Source organism: Streptomyces sp. NPDC086147 (assembly GCF_040702165.1).
GTDB lineage: Bacteria > Actinomycetota > Actinomycetes > Streptomycetales > Streptomycetaceae > Streptomyces.
Genome location: NZ_JBFBJO010000002.1, coordinates 225450 through 247027 on the forward strand (window position 1 = coordinate 225450; position 21578 = coordinate 247027).

At 75.7% G+C, this 21578-nt stretch carries 19 protein-coding genes; 13 read left to right on the forward strand and 6 right to left on the reverse strand.

What is annotated here, in order from left to right; all coding sequences use genetic code 11:
- Window positions 1-520 precede the first annotated feature (520 nt).
- Both AB0398_RS05910 and AB0398_RS05915 read left to right on the forward strand, forming a co-directional pair.
- The gene (locus AB0398_RS05910; RefSeq protein ID WP_366372569.1) at window positions 521-1063 is read left to right on the forward strand and encodes an FABP family protein; all 543 of its coding nucleotides are present in this window, start codon (window positions 521-523) and stop codon (window positions 1061-1063) included.
- Window positions 1064-1112: 49 nt separating this feature from the next.
- Window positions 1113-3197, forward strand: a complete 2085-nt coding sequence (locus tag AB0398_RS05915) for a prolyl oligopeptidase family serine peptidase (protein ID WP_366372571.1) — start codon at window positions 1113-1115, stop codon at window positions 3195-3197.
- Here the strand turns inward: AB0398_RS05915 and AB0398_RS05920 are convergent.
- On the reverse strand, window positions 3145-4131 hold the full coding sequence (locus AB0398_RS05920) for a LuxR family transcriptional regulator (RefSeq protein WP_366372573.1): 987 nt from the start codon (window positions 4129-4131) through the stop codon (window positions 3145-3147). The two genes, AB0398_RS05915 and AB0398_RS05920, sit on opposite strands and share 53 nt — an antisense overlap.
- A gap of 164 nt (window positions 4132-4295) precedes the next feature.
- On the opposite strand from AB0398_RS05920, the gene AB0398_RS05925 reads away from it, so the two are divergent.
- From AB0398_RS05925 to AB0398_RS05960, 8 genes are all read left to right on the forward strand, one after another.
- Entirely contained in the window at window positions 4296-5708 is a 1413-nt protein-coding gene (locus tag AB0398_RS05925; protein ID WP_366372574.1) for an aminopeptidase P family protein, read from the forward strand.
- Between the two features lie 221 nt (window positions 5709-5929).
- Window positions 5930-7144, forward strand: coding sequence for a sialidase family protein (locus AB0398_RS05930; protein WP_366372576.1), 1215 nt, complete (start codon window positions 5930-5932; stop codon window positions 7142-7144).
- Between the two features lie 74 nt (window positions 7145-7218).
- Window positions 7219-7629, forward strand: coding sequence for a nuclear transport factor 2 family protein (locus AB0398_RS05935; RefSeq protein ID WP_366372578.1), 411 nt, complete (start codon window positions 7219-7221; stop codon window positions 7627-7629).
- Between the two features lie 157 nt (window positions 7630-7786).
- A complete protein-coding gene (locus tag AB0398_RS05940; RefSeq protein ID WP_366372580.1) occupies window positions 7787-8167 on the forward strand; it encodes an STAS domain-containing protein in 381 nt (126 codons plus the stop codon).
- A 20-nt stretch (window positions 8168-8187) separates the two neighbouring features.
- On the forward strand, window positions 8188-8703 hold the full coding sequence (locus tag AB0398_RS05945; RefSeq protein ID WP_366372582.1) for a PadR family transcriptional regulator: 516 nt from the start codon (window positions 8188-8190) through the stop codon (window positions 8701-8703).
- 146 nt (window positions 8704-8849) lie between these two features.
- A complete protein-coding gene (locus AB0398_RS05950) occupies window positions 8850-10061 on the forward strand; it encodes a DUF2306 domain-containing protein (RefSeq protein WP_366372584.1) in 1212 nt (403 codons plus the stop codon).
- Window positions 10058-10963 carry a hypothetical protein gene (locus AB0398_RS05955; RefSeq protein ID WP_366372586.1) on the forward strand — a complete coding sequence of 302 codons (906 nt, stop codon included), beginning with the start codon at window positions 10058-10060 and terminating at the stop codon, window positions 10961-10963. Before AB0398_RS05950 ends, AB0398_RS05955 begins: the two co-directional genes overlap by 4 nt.
- A gap of 64 nt (window positions 10964-11027) precedes the next feature.
- On the forward strand, window positions 11028-11621 hold the full coding sequence (locus AB0398_RS05960) for a cysteine hydrolase family protein (RefSeq protein ID WP_366372587.1): 594 nt from the start codon (window positions 11028-11030) through the stop codon (window positions 11619-11621).
- 23 nt (window positions 11622-11644) lie between these two features.
- Here AB0398_RS05960 and AB0398_RS05965 read toward each other — a convergent pair whose 3' ends face one another.
- Window positions 11645-13399 (reverse strand): serine/threonine-protein kinase, encoded by a 1755-nt coding sequence (locus AB0398_RS05965; RefSeq protein ID WP_366372589.1) that lies wholly within the window; start codon window positions 13397-13399, stop codon window positions 11645-11647.
- A 309-nt stretch (window positions 13400-13708) separates the two neighbouring features.
- Between AB0398_RS05965 and AB0398_RS05970 the strand changes: the two genes are divergently transcribed.
- Window positions 13709-15799 carry a SpoIIE family protein phosphatase gene (locus AB0398_RS05970; RefSeq protein WP_366372590.1) on the forward strand — a complete coding sequence of 697 codons (2091 nt, stop codon included), beginning with the start codon at window positions 13709-13711 and terminating at the stop codon, window positions 15797-15799.
- 62 nt (window positions 15800-15861) lie between these two features.
- Here AB0398_RS05970 and AB0398_RS05975 read toward each other — a convergent pair whose 3' ends face one another.
- From AB0398_RS05975 to AB0398_RS05985, 3 genes are all read right to left on the reverse strand, one after another.
- Window positions 15862-16251, reverse strand: coding sequence for a helix-turn-helix transcriptional regulator (locus tag AB0398_RS05975; protein WP_366372592.1), 390 nt, complete (start codon window positions 16249-16251; stop codon window positions 15862-15864).
- Between the two features lie 85 nt (window positions 16252-16336).
- A complete protein-coding gene (locus AB0398_RS05980; protein WP_366372594.1) occupies window positions 16337-16816 on the reverse strand; it encodes an Lrp/AsnC family transcriptional regulator in 480 nt (159 codons plus the stop codon).
- A 65-nt stretch (window positions 16817-16881) separates the two neighbouring features.
- The gene (locus tag AB0398_RS05985; protein ID WP_366372596.1) at window positions 16882-17253 is read right to left on the reverse strand and encodes a hypothetical protein; all 372 of its coding nucleotides are present in this window, start codon (window positions 17251-17253) and stop codon (window positions 16882-16884) included.
- Window positions 17254-17674: 421 nt separating this feature from the next.
- On the opposite strand from AB0398_RS05985, the gene AB0398_RS05990 reads away from it, so the two are divergent.
- Together AB0398_RS05990 and AB0398_RS05995 are read left to right on the forward strand one after the other, a co-directional pair.
- Window positions 17675-19177, forward strand: a complete 1503-nt coding sequence (locus AB0398_RS05990; protein WP_366373010.1) for an FUSC family protein — start codon at window positions 17675-17677, stop codon at window positions 19175-19177.
- Window positions 19178-19299: 122 nt separating this feature from the next.
- Entirely contained in the window at window positions 19300-20364 is a 1065-nt protein-coding gene (locus tag AB0398_RS05995) for a lactonase family protein (RefSeq protein WP_366372598.1), read from the forward strand.
- A 149-nt stretch (window positions 20365-20513) separates the two neighbouring features.
- Here the strand turns inward: AB0398_RS05995 and AB0398_RS06000 are convergent, their stop codons facing one another.
- The gene (locus tag AB0398_RS06000) at window positions 20514-21437 is read right to left on the reverse strand and encodes a hypothetical protein (protein ID WP_366372600.1); all 924 of its coding nucleotides are present in this window, start codon (window positions 21435-21437) and stop codon (window positions 20514-20516) included.
- Window positions 21438-21578 lie beyond the last annotated feature (141 nt).

The window sequence follows — 21578 nt, forward strand, 5'->3', positions numbered from 1 at the left end:
CGACCGCCGGCCCGCGCCGCGCGCCCGGCCGCCACCGCGGGGACGGCCGTGGTCGCCCTGTCCCCGGTCGTCCTCTCGTACGACAGGGTCGCCGCCCGGCCTGCTCACCCGGGCCACCGTCCCGGCGACGGCGGCCGTCACGGTCTGCGCGACCGTCGTCGGGCCGCTCGTCTCCCCGCCGGTGGAGAACGCGACGAGTCCGGCGAGCCCGTACGGAGGCTTCGTGTACGAGGCCGCCGGCCTCGGCCACGGCGTCCCGGCCGCCCTCGCCTGGGCCCCCTCGCGGGCACGACCGCCGCCGTCGTCCTGCGGGTGACGGCACGGAACGGGGAGCGGACCTCCGCCCGGCCGTAGCGCGCCGACCCCGGATCCCCGCCCGGCCGTAGCGCGCCGCCCCGGCCCGCCGCCAGACGGGCCCCGGGGGTTCCTCGCCGATCATGCCGCTCGCTGATCCGGCATGATCGGCAGGACACCCCCCGGGCTGCGAACCGGCACGGCCCACGATCCAGGAGCACGCCCCATGACCGACCCCGACCGGCAGCACCCCTACCCCGACGCCCTCCGGCCGGACGCGGAGCCCGCCCCGCACCCCCTGCTCGCGCCGGTCCTCGGGCTCCTGGGGACCTGGACCGGCCGGGGACGCGGCGGGTACCCGTCGCTCGACGGGGACTTCGCGTACGAGCAGGAGGTCGCCTTCAGCCACGACGGGCGGCCCTTCCTCCGCTACGAGGCGCGGGCCTGGCTGGTCGACGGGGACGGCGCCCCGCTGCGGCCCTCCGCACGGGAGAGCGGTTGGTGGCGGCTCCAGCCGGAGGGGCGCGTCGAGGCGCTGATCACCCAGCCCACCGGTATCGCGGAGATCGCGGTCGGCCGCGCGGACGGCACCGCGGTCGACCTCGCCACTCACGAGGTCGCCCTCGCCCCCACGGCCAAGCAGGTGGACGCCACCCGCCGCCGCTACACCCTCGCCGACCCGGACACGCTCGACTTCGTCCACGACCTCGCGGCCGTCGGCCTGCCGCTCCAGCACCACCTGGGCGTACGGCTCCGCCGGACCGGCTGAGACCGGAGGCCCCCTTCGGTCGCGCGCGCCGGTCCCGCACAATACGCAGATGAGCGATGACGACCCGTACCTGTGGCTGGAAGAGGTCTCCGGCGACGCCGCCCTCGCGTGGGTGGCCGAGCGGAACGCCGAGACGGCGGAGGCCCTGGCCGCCGACCCCGGGTTCACCCCGCTGAAGGAGCGCCTGCGGGAGGTGCTCGACGCCTCGGACCGCATCCCGTACACCACCCGGCGAGGCGCGCACCTCTACAACTTCTGGCAGGACGCCGAGCACGTGCGCGGGGTGTGGCGGCGCACCACCCTGGAGCAGTACCGCAAGGACGAGCCCGAGTGGGAGCTCCTCCTCGACGTCGACGCGCTCGCCGCCGAGGAGGACGAGAAGTGGGTCTGGGACGGGGCGGTCGCACGCCGGCCCGCCCACGACCGGGCCCTGGTGAGCCTCTCGCGGGACGGCGCCGACGCCGCGGTGGTCCGCGAGTTCGACCTGGAGGCGAAGGAGTTCGTCGAGGACGGCTTCCGGCTGCCGGAGGCGAAGACCCGGATCGGCTGGATCGACGCCGACACCGTCTTCGTCGGCACCGACACCGGACCGGGCTCGCTGACCGACTCGGGCTACCCCCGCACGGTCCGCCGCTGGCGGCGCGGCACCCCCCTGGAGGAGGCCGAGACCGTCTTCGAGGCCGGGAGCGCGGACGTGTCGGCCTGGGGCCACCACGACACCACGCCCGGCTTCGAACGGGACTTCGTCGGCCGCTCGCTGGACTTCTTCCGCAGCGAGACGCACCTCCTGGAGCCCGGCGGGACGCTCGTGCGGATCGACGTGCCCGAGGACGCCGAGGCCTACGCGCACCGCCGGCACCTGATCGTCGCCCTCAAGTCCGAGTGGCTCGGGCGGCCGAGCGGCTCCCTCCTCGCCTTCGGCTTCGACGCCTTCCTCGCGGGTGACCGCGCCCACGAGGTCCTGTTCGCGCCCGACGAGCGGACCGCCCTCGCCGGGCACACCTGGACCCGCCACCACCTGGTCCTCCAGACGATGCGCGACGTCGGCACCCGCGTCGAGGTCCTCACCCCGACCGACGAGGGCCCCTGGGAGCGCTCGCCCCTCGTCGGCGTCCCGCCCCTCTCCGACGTCGGCGTCACCGGCACGGACCCGGACCGCACCGACGAGTACTTCCTCGACGTGTCCGGCTTCCTCCAGCCCTCCACCCTCCGCCGCGGCGAGATCGGCGGCGACACCGAGGTCCTCAAGCAGGCCCCGGAACGCTTCGACACGACCGGTCTGACCGTCGCGCAGCACTTCGCGACCTCGCGGGACGGCACGCGCGTGCCGTACTTCGTCATCGGCCCCGACCACTCCGCCACCGGCCCCGGGCCCACCCTGCTCTACGGCTACGGCGGCTTCGAGGTCTCCCTCACCCCCTCCTACGGCGCCGTACGGGGCCGGGCCTGGCTGGAGCGCGGCGGCACCCACGTCGTCGCCAACATCCGGGGCGGCGGCGAGTACGGACCCGACTGGCACCAGGCCGCGCTCCGCGCCGAACGGCCGCGCGCCTTCGAGGACTTCGCGGCCGTCGCCGAGGACCTGGTCGCCCGGGGCGTCACCACCCCGGACCGGCTCGGCGCGGTGGGCGGCAGCAACGGCGGCCTGCTCATGGGCGCGATGCTCACCCGGTACCCCGAACTGTTCGGCGCGATCGTCGCGCAGGTGCCGCTCCTCGACATGACCCGCTTCCACAAGCTCCTGGCGGGCGCGTCCTGGATCGCCGAGTACGGCGACCCGGACGACGAGGCCGACCTGCCGCACCTGCGGGACCTCTCCCCGTACCACCGCCTGGAGGCGGACCGGCCCTATCCGCCCGTCCTCCTGATGACCTCGACCCGCGACGACCGCGTCCACCCCGGCCACGCCCGCAAGACGGCGGCGCGGCTCCGGGAGCTCGGCCACCCCGTCCTCTTCCACGAGAACACCGGCGGCGGCCACGCGGGCGCGGGGGACAACGAGCAGGCCGCCCACAACAGCGCCCTCCTGCACACCTTCCTGTGGAAGAACCTCACGAAGACCGGGCCGGGGACGGGTGACGTCACAGCCACCCCGAGCGCTGCGCCTGGAGCGCCATCTGGAACCGGCTCGTAGCACCGAGCCGGGCCATCAGGACCTGGATCCGGCGGAAGAGCGTGCGGCGGCTGACCCCGAGCTCCCGGGCGAGGACATCGTCGCCCGCCCCGGCCGCGAGGAGCCGGAGCAGCCGGCGGTCGGCGGGCAGCAGCCCCGCCGGCCGCACCGAGCGGCCGTGCAGGGGCAGCGCGCTCCGCCAGGTCTGCTCGAAGAGCGCCACGAGCGCCGAGAGCAGGCCGCACGGCTGCACGACCAGCATGCTGTTGTGGACGTCGGCCTCCCTGATGGAGAGCGAGACCAGCGCGTACGCCTCGTCGATGATCAGCAGCTTCACCGGTACCGACGGCAGCACCCGCGCCTGCTCGCCCGCCTCCACGCACGGCTCGATCGCCTCCTCCAGCTGCCCCGGGTGCTCCAGGGACGCCTGCGAGTAGACGACCCGCTGCGTCACCCCGCGCGCCAGGGTCGCGAGCGCGTCGTCGGTGGCGCTCGGCAGCGGGAAGTACGGGGGAGAGTCCAGCTGCCGGATCTGCTCCCGCGCACTGGCCCAGGCCTGCCGCATCCGGGGTCCGACCGCCTCCCCGGTCACCACCTCGACCAGGTCGTCGTGGTACGCCGCGAGCCGCTGCCGCCGGAACGCCTCGAACGCCCCGCCGACCGTGATCCGGGCCTCGTCCAGCTCGGCCGCCCGGTGCCGGCCGAGGATCTCCAGACCCGCCGCCGGGGGCACCGGCGCCACCGGGTCCCCGCCGTCCGCGACGGCGCTCGCCAGACCCGCGTCGACCAGCTCGCCGTACGCGGCTGCGAGCCCGTCGCCCGTCAGACCGGCCGCCGCGCCGATCGTCTCCAGCGGCGCGGGCCCGAGCTCCAGGAGGCGCGGGTAGAGCCGTCGGGCCCCCTCCCCGACCCCCAGCAGCCGGAGCGCCTCACCGAGCCTCGCGTCGTTCGCCATGACCGCATTATCGGTGCCCGCGGCATCCCGGTTGGCCGATCCGTGCCACTGGCGGACCCCGGCCACCGGCGGGCGCCGGGCGCAGTACCGTCCGGGGGCCGCCGACGCCCGGCGGCCGTGGAATCCCCCCGAGGGACCGGAAGAACCGGAAGAAGGAGCAGGACGTGGCGAAGGGTCGCAAGAACGGTCTCTACGAAGGCGTCTCCGAGGAGCTCTCCGCCCTGATGAGGACGGGGTGGGCGGACACCGAACGGCACGGGCTCGAACCCGACGAGCAGGCCCCGTACGCGGCCCGCCGCCGCGCCGCGCTCTCCGCGCTCTTCCCCGGCGAGCGCCTGGTCGTCCCCTCGGGGAACCTCAAGTACCGCTCCAACGACGACGTCTATCCGTTCCGCCCGTACTCGGGCTACGTGCACCTGACCGGCGACCGGGCCCGCGACGGCGCCCTCGTCCTCGAACCGCGCGCCGACGGCGGCCACGACGCGTACTGCTACCAGCTGCCCCGCGACAGCCGGGAGGACGACGAGTTCTGGATCGGCTACACGGCCGAGCTGTGGACGGGCCGCCGCCCCTCCCTCGCCGAGTCCGGCGCCGTCCTCGGACTGCCCTGCCGCGATGTCCGCACCGCCGCCGACGACCTGGCCGCCGGGACCGGCGTCCCCACCCGGATCGTCCGGGGGATCGACCCGGCCCTCGAAGCGGCCGTCACCACCGACGAGGAGCGCGACGAGGAGCTGGAGGAGGCGCTGAGCGGCCTCCGGCTCGTCAAGGACGCCTGGGAGGTCGGCGAGCTGCGCAAGGCGGTCGACTCCACCGTGCGCGGCTTCACCGACTGCGTCGCGGAGCTCTCCCGCGCGGTCGCCTCCTCCGAGCGCTGGATCGAGGGCACCTTCTTCCGCCGGGCCCGCCTGGAGGGCAACTCCGTCGGCTACGGCTCCATCTGCGCCGCCGGCGAGCACGCCACGATCATGCACTGGACGGACAACGACGGACCGGTGCGCCCCGGCGACCTGCTCCTCCTCGACGCCGGCGTGGAGACCCGCACCCTCTACACCGCCGACGTCACCCGCACCCTCCCGATCAGCGGCACCTTCACCCCCGTCCAGCGCCGGGTGTACGACGCCGTGCACGAGGCGCAGGAGGCCGGGATGGCGGCGGTGAAGCCGGGCGTCCCCTACCGCGCCTTCCACGAGGCGGCGCAGCGCAGCCTGACGGCCCGCCTCGTGGAGTGGGGGTTCGTCGAGGGGCCGGTGGACCGCGCGTACGCCCTCGGCCTCCAGCGCCGCTTCACCATGGCCGGGACCGGCCACATGCTCGGCCTGGACGTCCACGACTGCGCGCGGGCCCGCACGGAGGAGTACGTCGACGCCGTCCTCGCGCCGGGCATGGTCCTGACCGTCGAGCCGGGCCTGTACTTCCAGCCCGACGACCTGACCGTGCCCGAGGAGTGGCGGGGCATCGGCGTCCGCATCGAGGACGACCTGCTCGTCACCGAGGACGGCCACGAGAACCTGTCGGCGGGCCTGCCGCGCTCGGCGGACGAGGTCGAGGCGTGGATGGCGAGGACGGCGGGCTGAGGGGACGGCGGCCTGGGGGGCCTGGGGGGACGGCGGGCCGACGGCACGCCGGCCCGAGGGGGCGGCGGTCCGAGGCACGGCAGGCCCGGTTCGGCGGGCGGCCCCGGTCCGCGGTCCCGCCCGGCGCGCCGTCCCCTCCGGCCGGGCCCCCGGCCGGAGACTGTCCCGGAGGGCCGCCGGGCACCGGACCGGGGGACGGCGCGACGGCAGGGAGAAACCGCATGACGGTCGTCCGGACCTGGGGAGCGCTCCTGCTGGTCCTCGCGGGAGCGGCCCGGGCCTCGGCCCCTGTCCCGACGGCGGCCCCGGCCCCGGCCCCGTGCGTGGCCTCCGTCCCGTACACGGCCGGGACCGGCGGCTACGCGAGCTACCGCATCCCGGCCGCCGTGCGCACCCGCGAGGGCGCCGTCCTCGCCTTCGCCGAGGGACGGGTCGACGACGGCGGGGACAGCGGACACATCGACATCGTGGTCCGGCGCTCGGAGGACGGCGGGTGCACCTGGGGGCCGCGCCGGGTCGTCGCCGACGGGGACGGCGACACGCGCGGCAACCCCGCGCCGGTCGTCGACCCGCGCTCCGGCGACGTGGTCCTGCTCAGCTCCTACAACGGCGGGGAGGCGACGGAGGAGCGGATCCTGCGGGGCGAGGTGCCGGCGGACCGGGGGCGCCGGGTGTTCGTCCAGCGCAGCGCCGACGACGGCAGGACCTTCTCCGCGCCGCGGGAGATCACCGCGAGCGTGAAGCGCCCCGGATGGCGCTGGTACGCCACCGGGCCGGGCCACGCCCTCGCCCTGACCCGGGGACCGCACGCGGGGCGGCTCGTCGTCCCCGCCGACCACTCGGCGGCACCGCCCGCCGGGTCCCCCGACACCGGGCGGGAACCCCGTCACTACGGGGCGCACGCGTTCCACAGCGACGACGGCGGACACTCCTGGCGCCTCGGTCTCGTGGACGACACCTACGACGGCCACGTGAACGCCAACGAGACGACCGTCGCCGAACTGCCCGACGGAAGGCTGTACTTCAACACCCGCGACCAACTGGGCACGAGTCCGGGGAACCGCGCGGACGCCGTCTCGGGCGACGGCGGCGCGACCCTCGAACGGCCCTTCGCGCCCCAACCCGCCCTGGACGGCGTGCCCGTCGTGCAGGGCAGCGTCCTGCGCGCGGGCGGGGTCCTGCTGTTCTCGGCGCCCTCGGTGCCGGACGCCCGCGCCGAACCCGCCGTCTGGCGCCTCGAAGACGACGGCGGGACCGCCGTGAAGGCGCTGACCGTCTCCTGCCGGAAGGCCGCCTACTCGGACCTGGTGCCCCTGGACGCGGAGACGGTCGGCCTGCTCCACGAGACCGGGACCACGAGCCCCTACGAGACCCTGGAGTTCCGCCGCCTCCCCCTGGCGGAGCTGACGGGCCGGCCGGTCCGTCCCCGGGGGTGACCCCTGGACGGAACGCGGACCATACGGTTAGCTGCCCCTGCACCTATTCAACTAGTTGCCTATGGAGTCGTGCCGTGCACCCGTTCCGTACCGCCGTGGAGAACCGCGACCTCGACGCCGTCGAGGCGCTGCTCGCCGAGGACGTCGTCTTCACCAGCCCCGTCGCCTTCAAGCCGTACCCCGGCAAGGCCCTCACCGCCGCGATCCTGCGCGGGGTCCTCCGGGTCTTCTCCGACTTCCGGTACGTCCGCGAGATCGAGGGCGCGGACGGCCGCGACCACGCCCTCGTCTTCACCGCGAAGGTGGGGGATAAGGAGATCAACGGCTGCGACTTCCTCCACTTCGACGAGGAGGGCAGGATCGACGAGTTCACCGTCATGGTCCGCCCCCTCTCCGCCGCCCAGGCGCTCGCCGCCTCCATGGGCGCCGAGTTCGGCCGCATCCAGGAGGAGGCCGCCGCGGCCCTCGCGTCGGACGGGCGGTGAACGGTCCCGGGCGGGGAAGGGGTGCGTCGGGGGCCGACGCGGGAAACGGGGCTGATATTCACCGATTCGGGTGATTGCGTGACAGGCGAAACGTCCCCTCCGGGTAGGAGTTGGTCACGCTCTGTGTGACATACGGAACCACCCCCTGGAGAGGTCGATGCAGCTGATCCCCCGTCAAGGCCGACATCTGGAAGCACGTTCGTCCGGCGGACACACCCTCGTCGCCCTCCGGGGCGAGCTCGACCTCGTCCTGGTGCGGCGCCTGCGCCCCGAACTCGACGCCCTCGCCCGTGAGTCCGACGCGCTGACCCTCGACATCCGGGGACTCACCTTCTGCGACGCCACCGGACTCGGCCTCCTCGTCCGCTGCGCCGAACGCACGCGCGAACGGGGCGGGCGCTGGCGGCTCCTCTGCGACCAGCCGCGGATCCTCCGGCTCATCCACCTGACCGCGCTCGGCGACCTCCTCCGCCCGGAGCCCGCCCCGGCCGGAGCGGTCTCCGGGGCCGCCCCGGCGAGGGCCCGCCGGACGGAATAGGGCCGGGGTACGGTCGCCGCATGTCTGAAGTCCGGTTGACCACGCCCTCGTACCTCGTGCTCGGCATCATCGACAAGCTGGGCGAGGCCACTCCGTACGACGTGAAGGTCGAGGCGGCGCGGACCGTGGCGCCGTTCTGGTCCATGCCGCACGCGCAGGTCTACGCGCAGTGCGACCGGCTCCTGGGGGCGGGGCTCCTCTCCGAGGTGCGCCAGCCCGGCGGCCGGAACCGGCGGCTGATGAGCCTCACCGGGGAGGGCGCGGCGGCCCTGCGCGACTGGCTCGCCGACCCGGCCTTCGTGCCCGTCGAGGCCCGCGAACGCGGCATCCTCAAGCTGTGGTTCGGGGCCAGTCCGCGCGTCCACGCCCCCGTCCAGGTCGAGGAGCACCGGCGGACCCTCGACGGGTACGAGGAACTCGCCCGCGACGTGGGCGAACTGCTGACGCGCGGCCAGCGCGAGGCGCTGGAGTTCGGCATCCGCTACGAGCGGATGATGGTCGACTTCTGGCAGTGGGTCGAGAGCCGCGAGCCCTGACCCCGTCGCGGCCCCGCCCCGGATTCTTGTTACCGACCGGTTGACCCCCGTCCCCGGCCCGCCCTACCTTCCTCCGTAGTCCCTCCATGGTCCAGGCAGGACTATCGCGGCCGTGGGCGCGCGGAGGGGGCGAAGGGGGAACCGCCGTGGAACGTCGACGTACGGCAGGCACGAGACGGGGACGGGCGGCCGTCCTCGCCGTGACGGTGGTCTGCCTCGCGTACGCGCCGATCGCCGTGACCGAACTCTGGCCGTACGCCCGGCCGGGCGCGCCCGCCCTCGGCGAGTGGGTCCTCGGCCGGACCGTCTCGCCGGAGTTCGTGGCCGAGGCCGTCCGCGACCGGGCGGAGCCGTACGAGCGCAGCCTGGTCCCGCTGATCGTGCACTCGGTCCTCGGCGGCCTCCTGATGCTGCTCGGACCCGTGCAGCTCCTCTCGGCCGTCCGGCGCCGGATCCGGCTGCACCGGGCCGCCGGGACCGTCTTCGCCGTCACGGTGTACGCGTCGATGGCGGGCGCCGCCCTCTACCTGGTGCGCACCCCGCCGGCGGAGGCGTTCAGCGGGGCCGCGTTCTGGATCGTGCTCGCCACCATCCTGGTCGGCACCGTCGGCAGCGTGACCTTCGGCGTCCTCGCCGCCGTCCGGGGCTTCCCCGACCTGCACCAGCGCTGGATGCTGCTCTGCTACGGCTTCCTGATGACCGCTCCGCTCCTTCGGCTCGAATGGGGCGCGCTGCCCCGGCTCTACCCCGGGCTCGACATCCTCGACGTCAACCGCGTCGCGATCATGCACCTCGGCGCGCTCGTCGTCTTCGGCGCGCTGCTGGCCTCCCGCGCCCTCGACCGGCGCACCTCCGTCCCGGGCCTGACCGGCACCTGGTGCCCGGCCCCCGTCCGGGTCGCCGTCCACCTCGCGGGCGCCGCGGGCCTCGCGTGGATCACGGTCTCGTTCCTCGACGGGGGCACGGCGGGCCGCCGGCTCCTGCTCGCGTACCTCGTCCCGTACGGAGCGATGTACGCGGTCGTCGCCGTGCGGGCGGCCCGCGCCCGCGCCCGGGGGGCCCTCTGGGCCGCCGAGGAGTGGGGGCTGCACCTCGCGGCCCTGTGCCTGGCCCCCGCGTTCTCGGCGGTGACGGTCCCGGTCCTGGAGCGGACCCTCGGCCTCGACCGGGTGACGGCCCTGATCGCGGGCGCCGGCATCGGCGTCGGCGTCCTCGCGTACGCGGCCGTCACGGCGGTGAGCCTGCGGATCCTGCACGCCCGCGAGGTCGTGAGGCGGCAGGAGCCGCCGGCGGCCGGACCGGCTCTCGTACGCACCGGGCCCGCGTCGGCCGCCACCCGGGAAGGGGAACGCGCGTGAGCACCACCGGAGAACGGACGCCCGTGGACGGGGGGACGCCCGACGGCCGGGAGCTCTCGCCCGGCGTCGTGGTCCTGAGCGGTGTCGTCGGGGGCGTCGGCCTTGCCGTCGGCCTCCTGCTCGCCGGCACGAGCCTGGCCGGGTACGCGGCGGGGGCCTGGGTGTCCCCGGAGGCGCTCAGCCCCGGACTCCTCGGCGCGGCGATGGCCGGGGTGGCGCCCGCCCTCCTCACGCTCGGCCGGGCCCGCGTCTGGGAGGAGGCGCGGAGCCTCGTCCTGCCGCTCGTGACCGTCCTCGTCGGCCTCTTCGCGGTGAGCCTCCTGAACGCCGGCAGCCTCCAGGCGGCCGAGGGGAGGCCGCTGTTCCTCGCCCTGTTCAGCCTCGGCTGGGTCGCCGTCCTCGGCGTCCTCGCGCTCGGCGCCGTCGGCTGCCTCGCCGCGCAGTACCGCCGCCCGGCCCGACCGGAACGGCTCGCGGACGCGGGCCGGCGGGTGCCCGTCGCCCCGCTGCCCGGCTGGTCGAAGCCGCCGCTCGCCGTGCTCGGCTCCGGCTGGCTCGGCATCGGGGCCGGTCTCCTCGTCTTCCCCGCCTTCTGGGGCCCGCTCGTGCCGTGGACGGTGAACCGCGCCGACGCGCAGGGCCTCGGGGTGTGGGCGCTCGCCCTCGGCGTCGGCGTCCTCGCCTCCCTGGCCGAGGACGACCTGACCCGGCTCCGCCCGGCCCTCGGCGCGGTCCCGGCCGTGGCCCTCGCCGCCGCCGTCGTCCTCGCCGTCCACGCCCCGGAGGTCGACTGGACGTCGGGCCCCGGCGCCTCCCTCGTCGCCCTGCTCGCCGGTCTCCTGGCGACGGGCGTCTCCGGCCGGTGGCTCCTGAACGGGGCGTCCCGCGCGACGGGCGGCTGACCGGCGGCCCTCTCCGGCCGAAATCCCGTGGCGGCACGGCCCGGTGGGGCACGAGGATGGCGGGATGACCGACAGCGCGCAGCCCCCGGAGTCCCCGCCCGTCGACGCCCTGATCGTCGTGGACGTGCAGTCGGCGTTCGTCACCGGCGACGGGGCCGTGCCCGACGCGGACCGGCTCGTCGACCGGACGGCGGACCTGATCGCCCGCGCCCGGCGGGCCGGGGCGCTCGTCGTCCACCTCCAGAACGACGGCCCGCCCGGATCGGAGGACGAACCCCACACCCCCGGCTGGGAGTTGCACCACCGCGTGGAGCCGGGCCCGCTGGAACGGGTGATCCGCAAGCCCGAGGACGACGGCTTCGTGGGGACGCCGCTGGGTGACGTCCTCACCGGCGCGGGGGTCCGGGCGGTCGCCGTCTGCGGGGTGATGTCGGAGATGTGCGTGCAGGCGACGGCCCGGACGGCCCTGGCGCGCGGCTACCGGGTCGTCGTGCCCCACGACGCGCACGCCACCCAGGACGTCCCGGCGGTGCCGGGCGTCGCCGAGGCGGTTCCGGCCGCGACGGCCTCACGGGTGGCGGCGTACGCCCTCGGGAGCGACGCGGAGGTCACCGTACCGGCGGCCGGAGTCGCGTTCACGGCCCCCGGAACGGCCTGACCGCCAGGCCCCTCCGGACGCCGTCAGTCCTCGCGGGGGTAGACGGAGGTCACCCGGCCCTTCGCGTCGGCCGCCAGATAGGCGGACCCGTACGTGTCGGACAGGTAGACGCTCATCCCGGCGGCGGTGTTCGTGAGGGTCGAGGCCGGGCTGACGACCAGGTAGCGGTGGGTCGGCTCCTTCACCCCCAGCTCCTTGTCGGCGCGCTTCAGGAGAGCCGGCAGGGCGTCCCACGCGAAGGTGTCCAGGTCGACCGGGACCGAGCCGGGGAAGGCGGTGCCGCCGGGGCCCTGCCGGACGGCCACGTCCCCGCCCCGGTACATGTACTGGTCGTACCGCTTCGTGCTGCCCTCGACCATCGCCTCGGCCATCGCGTACTCCGGGTACACGACGAACCTGCTGACCTTTGCGTTGCCCGAGGCCGCCTTGACGGCGGCGACGGCGGTGCGGACCCCCTCGGGCGTCAGCAGGTCGGGCTTCCCGGCGGTCGCCTCCGTCGCGGGCTCCTTCGAGGGCGTCGCCGACCTCGAGGGCTGCGCGCCCGGTCCCCGGTGCGAGGGGGCGGCGGCGGTCGGCCCGTCGCCCGGCTCGCCCGCGCCCCGGTCCCAGTTCACGACGGCGACCGGTATGCCCACCGCCAGGACCGCCGCCACGGCGGCCGCCACGACGATCCGGCGTCCGCGCCGCCCGGGAGCGCGGCCCGCCACCGGGGCGGTCGCGGGGGAGTCGCCGGACCAACCCGCCGGAGCTCCCGTCCCGGGGAACCCGGGCCCGGGGCCCGTGCCCGCTGGACCGCCCGCCCCCGGCGGCGCGAGCCGGAAAGACGTCGTCCCCCCGGCGCCCGCGCTTCCCGGGCCCGGCTCCCCGAAGCCCGTGCCTCCGGCGTTCGGTGCTCCGAAGCCCGGCGCTCCGAAGTCCGGCGTCCGGTCCCGTACCGCCCCGCCGTCCTCCGGCGTCCCCGTCGCGACGGACGTCAGCGCCCGGTCCAGCTCCTCCGCGTCCGGGCGCGCCGCCGGGTCCCGGACGAGCAGCCGGGTCAGTACGCCGGTCAGCGCGCCGGCCCGGACCGGGGGAGGCACGTCGTCGGAGATGACCGCCGCCAGGGTCGCCAGGGTGTTCTCCCGGCGCAGCGGGTGGCGGCCCTCCACCGCCACGTACAGGAGCATGGCCAGCGACCACAGGTCGGCCGCCGGGCCGCTCGCGCCGCCCCGGATCCGCTCGGGCGCCATGTAGTCCGGCGAGCCGATGATCGAGCCCGAGGCGGTCAGCGCGGTGGACTCCTGGATCGCCGCGATGCCGAAGTCGGTGAGGACCGGCCGCCCGTCGGGCCGCAGCAGGACGTTGGCGGGCTTCACGTCGCGGTGCTCGATGCCCAGGCCGTGGGCGGCGCGCAGGGCCGAGAGCAGCTCGCGGCCGAGCCCGGCGGCCTCGGCGGGGGGCATCGTGCCCCGGTCGAGCCGGTCCTGGAGGGAGCCGCCGGTGACCAGCTCCATCACGAGCCACGGGTAGGTGCCCTCGCCCGCGTCCACGATGTGATGGATCGTCACCACGTTGGGGTGGTCGATCCGGGCCAGGGCACGGGCCTCCCGCAGCACCCGCGCGCGCAGGGTCCGCGCGCCCTCGGTGTCGTACTCGGCCATCGCGGGGTCCGGCGGGCGCACCTCCTTGAGCGCCACGTCGCGGTGGAGGGCCAGGTCGCGGGCGCGCCACACCGTTCCCATGCCGCCCCCGCCCAGCCGCTCCACCAGTTCGAAACGGCCGTCGATCACTCTGCTCACGCGCGCACCCCTGTACTCGGGTCGTTCCCTGGTCCTCGGAGCGGTACCGGCCGCCGCCCCCGCCTCGCCGTACACGTCCGCCGACGCCTCCGCCTCCCGGTGGCACCGGCGGCCTCGGTGGCCGTCCGGTCCGCCGGACGGCCGTCCGCGTCCAGATCTTCGCCGCTTCCGGCCGTGCCTGTCACGTCCGGCCCCGGGTCCGCCGGAGGGCATCGAACGGCCGCATGCGCAGCGCTCGCCGCCGATGTCTCGGATAGGGTGATTCGGTAGGGATTGCGCCCCCTGGGGCCGACCGAGGCGTGGGGCGGTGTGTTGGAGACTCACCAGTCGTCGAGCAGGGTCCCGCAGCCGCCCCGGGCGGCCGTGGGGGACGCCGGCGTGCTCCGCGAACTGCTGCCGATCGCCCTCTGGCGGGAGGACGCCGACGGCCGCATCGTCGAATGGTCCCTCGCCGCCCAGGACCTCCTCGGCCACCGCCCCGAGCACGTCCTCGGGCGGCTCGCCACCCCGCTCCTGGTCCCCGACGCCAACCGGGAGCTCGCCGACCGGCTCACCCTCCGCGTCCAGGCGGGCGAGACCATCATGGGCACGCTGCCCGTCCGCCACCGCGACGGGCACACGGTCGCCATGGAGATGTGGATCGTGCCGGCCGCCGACCCGAAGGGGCGGACAGGGGCGATGCTCATCGCCGTGGAGACCTCCGAGGTCCTGCGGATGCGGGAGAACCTGGCGGCGATGGAGAGCCTCTTCACCCAGTCGCCCATCGGCCTCGCCCTGCTCGGCCCCGACCTGCGCTTCCTGCGCGTCAACGACGCCCTGACCCGGATGAACGGCGTCCCGGCCGCCGAGCACGTGGGCCGCCGCCTCGCCGAGGTCGTGCCCGGCGTCAACGCCGACTCGCTCGAAGTCCTCATGCGCCGCGTCCTCCACACCGGCACCGCCGTCGTCGACGCCCGCCGGGTCGGCCGCACCCCCGCCGACCCCGGCCGCGACCACATCTGGTCCTGCTCGTACGCCCCGCTCCTCGACCGCACCGACCGCCGGCCCCTGGGGCTCATCGCCTCCCTCGTCGACATCACCGAGAGCCAGGAGGCGCACGACGAGGTCGAGCGGGCCCGCCACCGCTTCGCCCTGCTCGCGGAGGCCGGCGCCCGGATCGGCACCACCCTGGACCTCGGGCGGACGGCGGAGGAGGTCGTCCGCTTCCTCGTGCCCCAGCTCGCCGACTCGGCCGACGTGCAGATGCTGGAGTCGGTCCTCGAACCGGACGACCCGGCCGCCTCCACCCGGGGCGTCCTGCGACGGCTCGCCGCCCGCTTCCCCGAGCCGACCGCCCCCACGTCCGTGCTGCTCCCGGGGCAGACCTTCCAGATCCCGCTGGACTCCGTGTACGAGCGGGTCGTCGTCCACGGGCGGCCCACCAACCTCTACGCCTCCGACCTCCCGGCCCTCTTCGCCGACCCGCGCACCGAGGCGCTCCGCGACTACTTCGCCGACCGCATCGGCTCGGCGCGGCTCGTCCCCCTCGTGGCCCGGGGCAAGGTCCTCGGCGCGGTCACGGTGACCAGGCTGCGGACCCGCGAGCCCTTCGACGCCCAGGACCGCGTCCTGGTCGACGAGGTCGTGGCCCGCGCCGCCCTCAACATCGACAACGCCCGCCTCTACACCACCCAGCGGGAGGCCGCCCTCACCCTCCGGCGCTCCCTGACCAACAACGCGCTCCCCGCCGTCACCGGCCTCGAACTCACCGGCCGCTACCTGCCCGCGAGCGCCCACGACGTCGGCGGCGACTGGTACGACGTCATCGCCCTGCCGGGCGGCAGGACCGGGCTCGTCATCGGCGACGTCATGGGCCACGGCATCCACGCGGCGGCCGTCATGGGCCAGCTCCGCACCGCCGTGCGGACCCTGGCCCGTCACGACATCCCGCCGGCCCGGATGCTCAGCTCCCTCGACGCCGTCGTGGCGGACCTCGGCGAGGACGAGATGGCGACCTGCGTCTACGCGGTCCACGACCCGGCCACCGGCCGGTGGGTGATCGCCCGCGCGGGCCACCCGCCGCCGGCCGTCGCCACCCCGGACGGGAGCGTCGGCTTCCTCGAAGGACCGCCGGGCACCCCGCTGGGCACGGGCGCCCACGACTTCGGCACGCAGGAGCTCGTCCTGCCCGAGGGCGGACTCCTCGCCCTCTACACGGACGGCCTGGTCGAGGCCCGCGACCGGGACCTCGACCAGGGCATGGGGCAGTTGGCCCAGGCGCTCCGGCCCCTCGACCGGCCCCTGGACACGCTGTGCGACGAGGTCCTCGCGCGGCTCCTCGGGGACTCCGCCCAGGACGACGTGGCGATCCTGGTCGCCCGCAGCGTCCACGGCGCCGACGGCGTCCACGACACCCGCTGATCCCGCGACCCCGCCGTTTCCCGTTCCCTGTCCGCCATTCTCCGTTCCCGGCGGACGCGGGGTCAGGTCACGTCGATGTGCACGCTGGTCGACTTCACGCGGGCGGTGGCCTGCATGCCGACTTCCAGTCCCAGTTCCTCCACGGCCTCCCGAGTCAGGAGGGAGACGAGCCGGTGCGGACCTGCCTGGATGTCGACCTGGGCCGCGACGTCGCCGAGCTTGATCGCCGTGACGATGCCCGGGAAGGCGTTGCGCGCCGACGTGTACGACGCGTCCTCGTCGTCGCCCTGCGCGATCTCCACGGAGAACGCCGCGAGGTCGTGGCCCTCGATGAGCCGCCGGCCGTTCTCGTCGCGGTGGGTGGTGACCCGGCCCGCGTCGGCCCAGCGGCGAGCCGTGTCGGGGCTGACGCCCAGCAGACGCGCGGCCTGCCCGATGGTATAGGACTGCATGGACGGAAGACTAAGCCGTTGATCGCCGCACATGCAAGGACAAAAGGGCCTTTTGGCTCGCAGGTGCGACCTATTCTGAAGGGGTTCAGGAAGTCCCCGGTCTCCGTCCGACCGCCTCGACCAGGGGCAGCAGCCGGTGGGGCACCCGCTCGCGCAGTGCGATCTCGGTCCGGGTGCGGACCACCCCGGGGAGCTGGATCAGCCGCTGGATCACGTCCTCCAGGTGCCCGGCGTCCCGCGCCACCACCCGGGTCAGCAGATCGCCGCCGCCGGTGATCGAGAAGGCCTCCACGATCTCCGGCACGGCCGCGAGCGCGTCCCCGACCTCGTCCAGGTGCCCCTGGGTCACCTCGACGTGCACGAAGGCGAGTACCGGGTGGCCGAGGGCGGCGGGGGAGAGGACCGGGCCGGTCGCCGTGATCACGCCGTCGCGTTCGAGGCGGTCGATCCGGGCCTGCACGGTGCCCCGCGCCACGCCCAGGATCCGCGCGTACTCGCGCACGCTCGTCCTCGGCTGCTCGATCAGCAGCCGCAGGATCCGGGTGTCGAGTTCGTCCACCGCCATGCCCCGCCTGCCTCCTTCGGTCCCGCCCGCGGCCCGACTCTACGCTTCCCGTGCCTTCGCGCCCCTCAGTCCTCCGCGCGGGCCGCGTGCCGGGCCCAGAGGACCAGGGGGAGCTGGAGGGGCACGCGGCCGTAGGCGACGGCCTTGGCCGCCGCGGGGCGGTGGCGCCAGTCGTAGGCCATCTTCACGTTGGCCGGGAGGACGGCGACGAAGAAGAGGGCGGTCGCGCGGGCGCTCGCCCGGCGCGTGCTCGGCACCGCGAGACCGGCGGCGAGCGCCAGCTCGGCGACCCCGCTGACCCGCGTCCACGTCCTCGGGCTGCCCGGCAGGGCGCGCGGCACGACCGAGTCGAACGGCCTCGGGACGAGGAAGTGGGCGGTGCCCGCGGCGGCCATCAGACCGGCGAGAGCGAGGGCGGAGCGTGCGGGCCGGGGCATGGGGATCCTCCGAAGCGACGGTGCGGAGCTGTTACTGACGAGTAAGTAAGCAGTGAGGATAGGCCCGCGCCGGGTGAACCGTCGAGACCTGGAGCCGATCGTTCCGCGATCCGGGCCGCCTTCCATGTCCGCCACGGCGACGGCGCTCCCGCGAGAATGGTCCGTTGGCCCACCAATGGAGCGATGACGGATCGCCGAGTGGGGCCAATGGTCCAGTGGATCGGCGATGAGTTGAGCCAATGGGACCGGGGATGTTTTCCTGTGTCGTATCCACGTACTTTCGGCGCCGCGCAGCGCCGGGGCGGCGACGAGGCCGGTCCGGACCGCGGCGCCTTCGTCGTGTCCGCGCGACCCCACCACCCCGGGGCGCCGCACGGCCGGCGAAAGGCAAGACAAGGGGGCGGCCGTAGCCGTGAAGAAGATGTTCGTGGCCCCGGATCCGGGTCTCGTCCGACTGCGCGTCTCCCTGCGGGCGGTCCTCGGCATCGGCCTCGCGGTCGCGCTCGCCGAGCTCGCGGGGTTCTCCCTCACCGCCTCGATCACGGCCGGCCTCGCCGCGCTGCTCGCCCTCTTCACCGTGGGCGACCCGACCGTGCGCCGCCAGGCCGTCACCACCGCCCTGCTGCCGGCCGCCGGCTTCCCCGTCCTTGCCCTGGCGACCCTCCTCCACGGCGCCCCCCTCCTCCGCGACGCCGCCTGGCTCCTCGTCGTCTTCGCCGGGGTCTACGCCCGCCGCTGGGGACCGCGCGGACACGCCCTCGGCATCTTCGCCTTCATGCAGTTCTTCGTGACGCAGTTCCTGCACGCGCTCCCCGCGCAGCTCCCGGAGCTGTACGCGGCCGTGGCCCTCGCCCTGCTCGCCTCCGGCGCCGTCCGCTTCGGCGCCTGGTGCATCGAGCGGCGCGTCCCGCCGCCCGCCGCGCCCCTCCCGCTGCCGGGCGCCGGCCTCGCCCGCCCCACCACCCGCCAGGCCTTCCAGGCCACCGCCGCCTGCGCCGTCGCCCTCGCCGCCGGACAGCTGATCTCCCCCGAGCGCTGGTACTGGGCCGTCGGCACCGCCTGGTGGATCTTCGTCAACACCGCCTCGCGCGGCGAGACCCTCGTCCGGGGCTTCCGCCGGGTCCTCGGCACCGTCACCGGCATCGCCGCCGGACTCCTGATCGCCGTCCCCCTCGGCGGCGCGCCCGCCCCGACCGCCCTCCTCGTCGCCGTGTGCGTCTTCGGGATCTTCTACACCGCCCCGCTCTCGTACAGCTGGATGATGTTCTTCGTGACCGTCATGGCCGGACTTCTGTACGGGCTGCTCGGCGTCCTGCACCCCGGGCTGCTGCTGCTCCGCTTCCAGGAGACCGCCGTCGGCGCGGTCGGCGCCGCGATCGGCGTGGCCCTGCTGCCCGTGACCACGCACGCCGCCACCAACGCCTGGATCGAGCGGGCCGTGACCTGCGTGCACACCTGCACCACGGCCGCCGCCCGCCGGCTCGCCGGCGACCCGGACGCCGACCCGGCGCCGCACGCCGCCGAGCTGGAGCTCCTGCTCGGCCGGGTCCGGCTCTCCCTCGCGCCGCTCGTGCACCCGCTGAGCCCGCTGCGCGCCCGCAAGGCCCGCGCCCGCCGGGTGCTCGCGCTCCTGGACGACTGCGCCCGCGAGATCAGGGGCCTCGCCGCCGTCGCGGCCGACCCGGACGCCTCGCACGACGCCCGGCTCGCGGCCGCCGCCTGGCGCGTCGAGGCCGCCGTCCACGCCCTCGTACCCCCGGCGCGGCCCGTAGGGGCCTCGGTCGCCGAGGCGGCCGGGGTGCCGCACCACCACCCCGGCGCCGAGGCCGCCCTCGGCCATCTGCACGGCCTGGAGCAGGCCCTCGTCGACCTCGCGGCGCCCCTGCGCACCTCCCCGCGCGCGCCCCTGGTCCCGGCCGCCTGAACCCGAACGTCCCGACGCGGGGCCGGAACCGACCCGGTTCCGGCCCTTTGGTCTAGACCCCTGCTACCGTCGGCCGCGAACGGCCGGCCGAATGCGGCCGGCGCCGGGACAGGGGAGACGCCGTGGGCGACGCAGGAACGGTCGGGAACCGGGAGCACGAGGGCGCGGTACGGGCCTACATCGGCTCCTTCACCTCGGCGGGCGGACGCGGGGTCCTCGTCGCCGACGTGGACGCGGAGACGGGCGCGCTGACCGTCACCGGCGCGAGCGACGCCGTCGCCGACCCCTCCTTCCTCGCCCTCGCGGGCCCCCTCCTGTACGCCGTGTCCGAGACCGACGCGGGCGCCGTGGCCGCCTTCGACGTCACCGGGCCCGCGCCCCGGCCGCTCGGCGCGCCCGTCCCCGTCGACGGCGCGGGACCCACCCACCTCTCCCTGGCCGGGGGAGAGGTCCTGACCGCCAACTACACCTCCGGCAGCGTCACCGTCCTGCCCCTGGCCGTCGACGGCACCGTCCGCCCCGCCGAGGCGGTCCTGCGCCACGAGGGGAGCGGCCCCGTCGCGGACCGCCAGAGCGGCCCGCACGCCCACCAGGTGCTCCCCGACCCCAGCGGCCGCTGGGCCCTGAGCGTGGACCTCGGCACCGACTCCGTGTGGGTCTACTCCCTCGACCCCGCGGCCGACGGGCCCGCCCTCCACGGCGAGACCGCGCTGCGCCCCGGCACCGGCCCGCGCCACCTCGCCTTCCACCCGTCCGGCACGCACGCGTACGTCCTGCACGAGCTGGAGCCCGTCCTCACCGTCTGCCGCTGGGACGCGGAGACCGGCACCCTCGAACCGCTCGGTGAGACCCGTGTCGTCCCCGAGGGCACCCCCGGCCCCAGCTACCCCTCCGAAGTGGCCGTCGCCCCCGACGGGCGCTTCCTCTGGGCCGCGGTCCGCGGCGACGACACCCTCGCCGTCCTCGCCCTCGACCCGGACGGGACGAAGGCCGAGCTGACCGCCACCGTGCCCTGCGGCGGCACCTGGCCCCGCGACCTGACCCTCGCCCCCTCCGGGCGCCACCTGTACGCGGCGAACGAGCGCTCCGGCGACGTCACCTGGTTCGCCCTCGACCCCGGCACCGGCGTCCCGTCCCGCGCGGGCGCGATCGAGGCCCCGGCGGCCTCCTGCGTCGTCCTCGGCTGAACCCGGGGCCGCGTCCGGGTCCGGGGCTGCGTCCGGGGCCGAGTCCGAGCCCGCCGTGTCCTCGTCCCGCCCCCGGCCCGGACACGCCGAAGGGCCCGCACCGTCCGGTGCGGGCCCTTCCGTGGGAACGGCGAACGGCGTCGCGCCCCTCAGAGCGCGGGCGCGCCCTGCGGCTGCTGCGGCGGGATGCCCAGCACGGCCGAGTACTGCGAGAGGACCAGCTTGCCGATCGCCGGGTAGGCGCCCAGCGGCTCGGCGGCGGCGCACCCGGCCTCCTTCGAGGCCTCGTCGAGGAGCCCCTCGGCCAGCTCGGGACCGATCAGGTACGGCGCGAGGGCCAGCTGCTCCGAGCCCGCGGCGCGCAGCTGCTCGGCGACGGAGGCGATCGAGCCCTCCTGGTCGAGCGCGGCGGCGATCACCGGCACGGCGAGGCGCGCGGCCAGCAGCATGCCGGTGATCCCGGCGGCCTGCACGGCCTCCTCGCCGCCGACCGTGGCCAGGATGATGCCGTCGGCGGCCGTCGTGACCGTGAACAGCCGGGCGCGGTCGGCACGGGCCAGGCCCGCCTCCGACAGGCGCACGTGCAGCGCCTCCGCGAGCAGCGGGTGCGGACCGAGGACGTCGGTCAGCTCGGCGGTGTTGCCGCCGTCCATCACGGCCTGGCGGACCCGGCGCGTCTGGGCGCTGTCCGGACCGGCGAGCAGCGGGACGACGACCGCGGCCGGGCCCGTCGGGGCGGTGACCTCGCGGCCGGCGGCCAGGGCCAGCTCGTACCGCTGGGTGCGCAGCGACTCGACGGCCGTCAGCACGTTCGCCAGGGACGGGAACTCGGCGTCGTCGCCCTCCAGGAAGCCGATCGCGGCCTCCAGGCCGGGCAGCTCGGAACGGGCGATGCTCACGACCTCTTCGGCCAGCGAGCGTATGGCGGCGGACGGCACGCCGGGCACGGCGAGAACCAGTGCGGGAGCGCCCTCGGGCGCCGCCGCGGGTTCGGGGCGACGGTGCCGCCCGGACTGGCGGGGTCGAGGCATTCGTACAGGCAGGCCGGAAGCAGGCCCAGTGGGGGAGCTCATGGCGCCGCATGCTACTGGTTTCGCCCCCGCCGCCGTTCGCTGAGGTGCGGTCACGCGCCTTCTGTCCCTCTATGTCCGGTCCCGGAGGCGCTTCCGCTCCCTTCGGCCCCGCCTCCGCCCCCGCCCGGCCGTCCTCCGGCC